The organism is Agromyces mediolanus (assembly GCF_014648575.1).
GTDB classification, from domain to species: domain Bacteria; phylum Actinomycetota; class Actinomycetes; order Actinomycetales; family Microbacteriaceae; genus Agromyces; species Agromyces mediolanus.
The window spans coordinates 1408532-1414158 of sequence record NZ_BMRJ01000001.1; the positions used below are offsets into that span (position 1 = coordinate 1408532).

The 5627-nt window shown below is 74.3% G+C and carries 4 protein-coding genes; 1 reads left to right on the plus strand and 3 read right to left on the minus strand.

Annotation, left to right across the window (positions count from 1 at the left end):
- On the minus strand, positions 1-1364 hold a 1364-nt coding region (locus tag IEY71_RS06665; RefSeq protein ID WP_189085108.1), incomplete at its 3' end, for an aldehyde dehydrogenase family protein.
- Between the two features lie 193 nt (positions 1365-1557).
- Between IEY71_RS06665 and IEY71_RS06670 the strand changes: the two genes are divergently transcribed.
- Positions 1558-3150 carry a GMC family oxidoreductase gene (locus IEY71_RS06670; protein WP_189084458.1) on the plus strand — a complete coding sequence of 531 codons (1593 nt, stop codon included), beginning with the start codon at positions 1558-1560 and terminating at the stop codon, positions 3148-3150.
- 73 nt (positions 3151-3223) lie between these two features.
- Here the strand turns inward: IEY71_RS06670 and IEY71_RS06675 are convergent, their stop codons facing one another.
- Together IEY71_RS06675 and IEY71_RS06680 are read right to left on the minus strand one after the other, a co-directional pair.
- The gene (locus tag IEY71_RS06675; RefSeq protein WP_229781558.1) at positions 3224-4465 is read right to left on the minus strand and encodes a multidrug effflux MFS transporter; all 1242 of its coding nucleotides are present in this window, start codon (positions 4463-4465) and stop codon (positions 3224-3226) included.
- Complete coding sequence (locus tag IEY71_RS06680; RefSeq protein ID WP_189084459.1) at positions 4462-5496, minus strand: alpha/beta hydrolase; 1035 nt, start codon at positions 5494-5496, stop codon at positions 4462-4464. Before IEY71_RS06680 ends, IEY71_RS06675 begins: the two co-directional genes overlap by 4 nt.
- Positions 5497-5627: the final 131 nt, after the last annotated feature.

The following is a 5627-nucleotide window of genomic DNA, read 5'->3' on the forward strand; positions in this document are numbered from 1 at the left end:
CCGAACTCGCGGCCGTAGCCGGACTGCTTCGCCCCGCCGAACGGCACCATCGGGTGCAGTCCGCCGTGCGAGTTGATCCACACCGTGCCGGCCTGCAGGCGCGCGGCGATCTCGCGGGCCCGATCCCGGTCGGCCGACCAGACGGAGGCGCCGAGGCCGACCTCGAGCTCGTTCGCGAGGCCCACGACCTCGTCGAGGTCCGAGTAGCGGATGACCGGCAGGGCCGGACCGAACTGCTCCTCGACGACGAGGTCGTTGTGCGGGTCGATGTCGGCGACGATCGTCGTCGGGTAGAAGTTGCCGACGGCGTCGTGGTCGGGGTCGCCGCCGAGCACCACGCGGGCGCCGGAGGCCTTCGCCGACTCGACGAGGCGGTCGACGATCTCGTACTGGCCGCGGTTCTGCAGCGGGCCGAGCACGTTCTGCTCGTCGAGGCCGACGCCCATCGGCACGTTCTTCGCGACCTCGACGAGCGCCGCGACGACCTCGTCGTAGACGGAGTCGTGCACGTAGAGCCGCTTCAGGGCGGCGCAGGTCTGGCCCGTGTTGATGAACGCGCCCCAGAACAGGTTCTCGGCGATCGCCGCGGGGTCGACGTCGGGCAGCACGATGCCGGCGTCGTTGCCGCCCAGCTCGAGGGTGAGGCGGGTGACGTTGTTCGCGCTCGCCTCGATGATGCGCTTGCCCACCGGGGTGGAGCCCGTGAACATGATCTTGCCGACCTTCGGGCTCTTCGTGAGCGCGTCGCCGACGGTGCGGCCGGGGCCGGCCACGATGTTCAGCACGCCGGCGGGCAGCACCTCGTTCATGACGGCGACGAGGGCGAGCCCCGAGAGCGTCGTCGTCTCGGCCGGCTTCGCGACCACGGTGTTGCCCATCCGCAGCGAGGGGGCGATCTGCCAGATCGCGATCATCATCGGCCAGTTCCACGGCGAGATCGCGCCCACGACGCCGATCGGGCGGTAGTGCAGCTCGGCGTAGTTCTCGCCGTCGTCGACGACGACCTCGACGGGCAGCGGCGTCTCGGCGGTGGCGCGCAGCCACGCGACGCAGGCGCCGACCTCGAAGCGGGCGTTCGGGCCGTTCAGCGGCTTGCCCTGCTCGCGCGAGAGCAGCTCGGCGAGCGGCTCGGCCGCGGCCTCGATCGCGTCGGCCGCCCGGTGCAGGTAACCGCGCCGCTCCTCGTCGGCGAGGGCGGCCCAGGCCGGCTGCGCGGCGACGGCGGTGTCGATGGCGCGCTCGAGATCGGCGACGTCCTGCACGGGGGCGGTGCCGATGAGCTCGCCCGTCGCGGGGTCGTGCACGTCGCGGGACGGCCCCGACGACGGCGTGATCGCCTCGAGGAGGCGGTCGTAGCTTTCCATGGATTCCTCCACTCAGAGAGTCCGGTCGAGACCGGGTGAATCCGGTCGGATCCCACGCTACGAGCGCCCGCCCGGCCGGCCTTGACCTGGCGAGCACGAGCGTTGACCGTGTGCGTACTGGGCCGCCCGGGCCCTCGCCGGGGCGGGCTCGGGCCTGGCAGCCTCGAGGCATCCCCGATGGAGAGGAACGCCCGTGGCCGCAACCCCCCAGCCCACCGTCACCCCCGAGCCCGGCGACGGCGCGCGTCGCGTCGTCGTCGTGGGCGCGGGCTCAGCCGGCAGCGTCATCGCCCGCCGGCTCGCCGACGCCGGCGTCTCGGTCACCGTGCTCGAGGCCGGCGGCGAGGACACGAACCCCGCCATCCACGACCCGAGCCGGATGGGCGAGCTCTGGCACAGCCCCGACGACTGGGACTACTTCACCGAGCCGCAGCCCGCCGCGGCGGATCGACGCCTGCACCTGCCCCGCGGCAAAGTGCTCGGCGGCTCGCACTCGCTGAATGCCATGATCTGGGTGCGCTGCGCGCCCGCCGACTACGACCACTGGGCGAGTCTCGGCAACGAGGGCTGGTCGTGGGCCGAGGTGCTGCCGATCTACCGGGACATCGAGCGCTTCTCGGGCGGCGCCTCGGCGCTGCACGGCGACGCCGGCCTGCTCGACGTCACCGACGACTACCCGCTCGACCCGATCCAGGCCTCGATCATCGAGGCGGCTGTCGAGGAGGGGCTCGAGCACAATCCCGACTACAACGGCGACCACCTCGACGGCGTCTCGCAGGAGCAGGTGACCATGCGCGACGGCCGCCGCCTGAACACCTATCTCGCCTACCTCGCCCCCGTGCGCGACGCGGTCGACGTCCGCGTCGGCTGCCATGTGCACCGGCTGCTCTTCGCGGAGCCCGAGCCCGGCGCCACGCCCGGGGCCGACGCGCCCGGCACCGGGCCGCGCGTCGTGGGCGTCGTCTACGAGCAGGGCGGCGAGCTGCACGAGCTGCGCGCCGACGAGGTCGTGCTCGCCGCCGGCGCCATCGACTCGCCGCGGATCCTGCTGCGCAGCGGCATCGGGCCGGCGGACGAGCTCGCCGAGCTCGGCATCGACGTCGTCGCGGATCTGCCGGGCGTCGGCCGCAACCTGCACGACCACCTGCTGTCGCCGGTGATCTTCACGACCGAGCGCCCCGTCGGCCCGCCGCACGAGGGCGTCTCGGTGACCCAGACGCACCTGTTCTGGAAGAGCGACCCCGCCCTGGAGGTGCCGGACACCCAGCCGATCCACTTCAGCGTGCCGATGTACCAGGAGGGCATGACGGGGCCGGGCGACGGCTTCTCGCTCATGGCCGGGATCGTGACGCCGAAGAGCCGCGGCAGCATCCGCCTGTCCGGTCCCGAGCCGCACGACCCCCTGCGCATCGACCTCGGGGCGCTCTCGCACCCCGACGACGTGCGCTCCCTCGTCGCCTCCGTCGCGCAGTGCCGTCGCATCGGCCGCCAGCCCGCGCTCGCCGAGGCGTGGGGCGCGAGCGAGCTCTACCCGGGACCGGAGGTCTCGGACGAGGAGCTCGAGGCCTACGTGCGCTCGACCGCGATCACCTACCACCACCAGGTCGGCACCTGCGCCATGGGCATCGGGCCCGAGGCCGTGGTCGACCCGAAGCTGCGGGTGCACGGCGTCGCGGGGCTCCGCGTCGCGGACGCCTCGATCATGCCGCGGGTGACGACGGGCAACACGAACGCCCCGGCCGTGCTGATCGGCGAGCAGGCCGCCCGCTTCCTCCTCGCCGACTGACCGCCGCCCCCGAACACCCCTCACCCGAGTTGCCCGACTTTCATGGAAGTCGGGCAACTCGGGGGTGTGGGGTTCAGGGGGCGAGGGCCCCGCGGCGGCGGAGCACGGGGAACACGACCGCCCAGCCGAGCGCGAGCGCGACGAGCGCGCCCGCAGCGATCGTCGAACCCATCGCGAGCGCGGTCGCCCCGGTGAGCGAGGCGAGCGGGGCCACGATCGGGCCGACGGTGAACTGCGCGGTGCCGAGCACGGCGGATGCCGTGCCCGCCCGGTCCCCGTGCGCCGAGAGCGCGAGCGTGGAGCCGTTCGGGCCGCCCACGCCGACGCTCGCGAGGAAGAGGCCGAGCGCGAGGATCACCCAGAGCGCGCCGCCGGCGATCGCGCCGCCGAGGAGCAGCAGGGCGCAGGCGGCCGTGACGCTGAGGCCGAGGAGGTACATCCGGGCGGGCCCGGTGCGGCGCACGAGCACCCGGCTGAGCTGCGCGCCGGCCATATTCGCCACGGCGTTCGCCGCGAAGCACAGCGAGAACAGCTGCGGGCTCAGGCCGAACTCGTCCTGGAGCACGAAGCTCGACATCGAGAGATAGGCGAAGAAGGCGACGCCGCCGGCCGCCGAGGCGCCGAGCACGGCGAGGAAGAGCCCGTCGCGGGCGAGCGCGCCGAGATGCCGCCCGCTCGCCGCGAAGCCGCCGCCGTGCCGGCGCTCGGGCGGCAGCGTCTCGCGCATGAGCGTGAGCGCGAGCACGAAGAGCAGCGCGCCGACGCCGCCGAGCACGCCGAAGATGCCGCGCCAGTCCATGACGAGCGCGAGCTGGCCGCCGATGACGGGGGCGACGATCGGCGCGGAGGCGCTGACGAGCATCAGCAGGGAGAGCATGCGGCTGAGCTCCGCGCCCGAGTAGAGATCGCGGGCGACGGCGAGGCAGATCACGATGCCCGCCGAGCCGGCGAGCCCCTGCAGGAATCGGGCGAGCAGCAGCACCTCGATGCTCGGCGCCACGACGCAGACGAGCGAGAGCACGGTGAACAGCGCGACGCCGACGAGGAGCGGCCGGCGACGGCCGAAGCGGTCGCTGAGCGGCCCCGCGACGAGCTGGCCGAGCCCGAGCCCGATCATGCAGACCGACATGGTCGCCTGGGCGAGCGCGTCGCTCGTGCCGAGGCTCGTCGCGAGCTGGGGCAGGCTCGGCAGGTAGAGGTCCATCGACAGCGGGCCGAAGGCCTCGAGCAGGCCGAGCACGAGCATCGCCCGACCGACACCCATGACCGGCCGGGCGGAGCCGGCGGGGCGGGCGGCGCCCGCGTCGTGCGTCACGGCGATGGCTCGGCCGGCTCGGCCGGCTCGGCCGGCTCGGCCGGCTCGACGCCGAGCGTGCGCCGGAGCCAGCTGTCGCGCGCCTCGTTCGCCGCTCGGGACACGATCGCCTCGGGCGAGAACCCCGAGAAGCCGTGGTAGGCGCCGGCCCACACGTGCAGCTCGGCCTGACCTCCGGCGGCCCAGATCCGGGAGGCGTAGGCGACCGTCTCGTCGCGGAACACCTCCGCCGCGCCGACCTCGAGGTAGGCGGGCGGCAGGCCGCCGAGCTCGGCGGCGCGTGCGGGCGCGACGGCCGGGGCGACGTCGTCGCCGAAGCGGCGCTCGCCGAGCACGGCGGTCCACGCGGTGTCGTTGTTGTTGCGGTCCCAGGCCCCGATGCCGTCGTACTGCCGACTCGAGACGGTCTCGTTGCGGTCGTCGAGCATCGGGCAGTTGAGGAGCTGGCCGGCGAGGCGGGGCCCGCCGCGCTCCCGCGCGAGCAGCGAGACGCCGGCGGAGAGGCCGCCGCCCGCGCTCGCACCCGAGACGATGATCCGCTCGGGGTCGACGCCGAGCTCGGCAGCGTGCGCGGCGAACCACTCGAGCGCCGCGTAGCAGTCCTCGACGGCGGCGGGGCCCGGGTGCTCGGGCGCGAGCCGGTACTCGACGGCGACGCCGACGGTGCCGTAGCGCAGGGCGAGCTCGATGAGCTCGGGGGTGCCGAAGAAGCGCGTGCCGAGCACGAGGCCGCCGCCGTGGATGCCGAGCACGCCGGGTGCGGCGGCCTCGGCGCGTTCGCGGGGGCGGATGACCGTCACCTCGACCTCGGGCGCGCCGGCGGGCCCCGGCACGCGCCGGTGCTCGAAGTCGAGCGGCAGCTCGCCGATCTGCGCCTCGATCGGCGGGATGATGGTGGCGAAGTGCGCCCGGTTCGCGAGGATCGTGTCGGCCCGGAGCGGGATGCGCTCGACGAGCTCGAGGAACGCGGCGAGCCCGGGTTCGAGGGCGGGGTCGTAGGGCACCGGGGTGGGCGCGGCGTCGGTGGTCATCGGGACTCCCTCGTTCCGGTGGAGGTGCGGGTGCGCGTCTGCGCGGGGTGCGGGTCCGAGTCGTCCGTGCCGGCGGGGCAGGCGTTCCGCAGGCACGGACGTCGGGGTCGGTGGGGCGGCGCCCGGCCCAG